3 protein-coding genes and 1 pseudogene are annotated in these 2,475 nt (G+C 60.7%); 2 read left to right on the forward strand and 2 right to left on the reverse strand.

Annotation, left to right across the window (positions count from 1 at the left end; all coding sequences use genetic code 11):
* A pseudogene (locus AB4Z11_RS29340) lies at positions 1-422 on the forward strand (methyl-accepting chemotaxis protein); the annotation flags it as partial.
* A gap of 57 nt (positions 423-479) precedes the next feature.
* Here AB4Z11_RS29340 and AB4Z11_RS29345 read toward each other — a convergent pair.
* On the reverse strand, positions 480-1,448 hold the full coding sequence (locus AB4Z11_RS29345; protein ID WP_442029348.1) for a LysR family transcriptional regulator: 969 nt from the start codon (positions 1,446-1,448) through the stop codon (positions 480-482).
* 103 nt (positions 1,449-1,551) lie between these two features.
* Here AB4Z11_RS29345 and AB4Z11_RS29350 point away from each other — a divergent pair, with 103 nt between their 5' ends.
* Positions 1,552-1,815, forward strand: coding sequence for a hypothetical protein (locus tag AB4Z11_RS29350; protein ID WP_442029349.1), 264 nt, complete (start codon positions 1,552-1,554; stop codon positions 1,813-1,815).
* Between the two features lie 40 nt (positions 1,816-1,855).
* Here the strand turns inward: AB4Z11_RS29350 and AB4Z11_RS29355 are convergent.
* The coding region (locus tag AB4Z11_RS29355) for a chalcone isomerase family protein (protein ID WP_442029351.1) at positions 1,856-2,475 on the reverse strand (620 nt) is incomplete at its 5' end.

Here is a 2,475-nt window from a genome sequence, read left to right on the forward strand (position 1 = left end):
GCGATGCGTTGTTCGACCGCCGCTATGAGGAAATTCYGAACACGAATCCGCCCAAATTCCACACGACGTTTGACCGCTTTACCGATAAAATTTTGCCGGATTTACAGGAAGGTTTGCTGTCCTCAATGCCCCAGCTGGCCTATGCCGGAGCTGTGGATAACAATGGGTATTTCCCCACCCACAATAAGAAGTTCTCCCAGCCGCTGACTGGGGACTACGATGTGGATATCATTAATAATCGAACCAAGCGCATCTTCAGCGATCGCACCGGAAAACGCTGCGGTTCGAATACCCGGCCCTTCCTGCTACAGACCTATAAACGCGACACGGGCGAGGTCATGCACGACCTCTCGGCGCCGATTTATGTGGATGGGAAGCACTGGGGCGGCTTCCGGATCGGCTACCGCTCTTCAGCCCACTAAACCGTTAAAGCAGGTGCCTGCCACATCGTGGCAGGCACCAGGTTCACGCCTTGGGTTTCAATAGGTATCGCTTTTGGGCGAAGTATTCGGCGCGGTCTTGGCCGCCACCGAATTCATGCTTTCCAGATGCCCGCGCAGCCACTTGTGCGCCGGGCTGCGCGCATCGCGCTCGTGCCACAGCATGTCCAGGTGCACGGCCGGCAGCTGGAACGGCAGATCTTTGTAAATCAGCTCATCTTTCATGCCGGTGGATGCGATCAGGTGTTTCGGCAGCACCGTCACCAGATCGGAATTGGCCACGACGCGGCCCGCGGTAAAGAACTGATTCACGGTCAGCAGAATCCGACGCTCGCGCTGTAACTGGGCCAGCGCCTCGTCCACCAGGCCGTGCGCGCGGCCGGAGAAGYTCACCAGCAGGTGATTGGCGGAGCAATAGCTATCCAGCGTCAGCTCGCCCTTGGCCAGCGGATGCCCACGGCGCATCACGCACACATAGGTGCCCGAATACAGCCGTTCATGCCGGATCGGCGAGCTCGGCTCGCTCATCAGCTGAGCGGCCACGCCTGGGAAGAAGCCCACCGCCAGGTCGATATCGCCCCGCAGCAGCATGGGACGCGGCTCGCGCGTGGTCAGCGGCACCATGCGCACGTTCACGCCCGGGGCTTCCCGCTCGATCGAACGCATCAGCGAAGGCAGCCAGAATGCCGCCGTCGCGTCCGCCATCGCCAGACGGAAGGTGGCATGGGCCTTGGACACGTCAAACGTCCCTGGCGTCACCGCCGACTCCAGCGCCGCCAGCGCGCTGCGCACGTGCGGCCACAGCGCCTCGGCGCGCGGCGTTGGCTTCACGCCGTAGGCGGTACGGATCAGCAGGTCATCCCCCAGGCTTTCGCGCAGGCGCTTGATGGCATTGGACACCGCCGGCTGGGTCATGGCGAGGTGGCCCGCCGCGCGCGTCAGGTTTTGCTCGGTCATTACCGCATCGAAAACGCGCAGCAGGTTGAGGTCCAGCGTGAGGAAGCTCATGGGTTATTCACCGCAAGAATGATTGATATGGAGAAACGCAATTGGATTAATATGTTGCGGCGCACTATAGTTACAATCAGATTCTAATTGTAATGAAACACCCATGTCTACCTACATGACCCTGATGGAAATCGTGCACAACTGGCCGCTGGTGATCCTCGCGCTGGCGCTGGTGATGGTTTTCAAGCCCCTGCTGTTCGGTTGCGCCAAGGCCGCCGTGCTTGTTGTTAAGCCAAAATTGACCAAAGAAGAACGCCTGCAGCGCCGCCAGATGCGCGATGCAATGATGCTCAAGCGTATGTTGAATTCGATGGAAGGCTCGCCAAGCCACGTTGCCGAGCTGCAAGCTCTGGCATCGCGCGTTTAAGCCTTATCGCGCGGCAGGTCCCTGCCGCGCCGCAGCAAAATCACTTCGGCTGGCCGCCCAGCAGCTTGGGCTTCAGCGAACTGTCCGCCGGCTTGTCGCCGATCCAGATCCGCATGATGGCGTTGAAGAAGCCCACGTCCGGCAGCGTATCGCCGACCTTCTTGCCGTTCAGCGTGCACACCGTACCCACACCGGGCAGCCAGTCCACCAGCAGCACATCGCCTTTTTTCAGGCCATCAATCGAGCCGAACATTTCGCCGAAAGCCTTGGTTTGCGGCAGGAACTTGGTGCGCTCGTCCGCCGTGGTATTGGCGTTCAGGCCGGTCATGAAGGCCTGGCCGAAGTCGTCCGAGCTCAGGTCGCGCAGGCTGACCAGCTGGATACGGCGGGGACCGGCAATGTTCAGGGCGCCTTGCACCGTGGTTTGCGGCTCTTGCATGTAGAAGCCCAGGGCATACACTTTGAACACCAGCTTGGTACGCACGCCGGCGCCGCTCAGCTTCAGATCGTGACCGCCGACATTGGCCATGTCCTGGAATTTCACGCCAGCGACTTCCACGGCAGCCAGCGCAGGCTGGACGAACGCGGACGCGAGCAGGCCGGCGGCAGCGGCGCCCTGCATGAATTTACTACGGGTGGTGTTCATTCTGTCTCCTAGGG

Origin of the sequence: Pseudoduganella sp. RAF53_2, assembly GCF_052113985.1 — a bacterium.
Taxonomy (GTDB): Bacteria; Pseudomonadota; Gammaproteobacteria; order Burkholderiales; family Burkholderiaceae_D; genus Rugamonas.

Excerpts from the sequence above, each read along its gene's own strand:
- AB4Z11_RS29350 (WP_442029349.1), top strand. The coding sequence starts at position 1,552 with ATGTCTACCTACATGACCCTGATGGAAATCGTGCACAACTGGCCGCTG.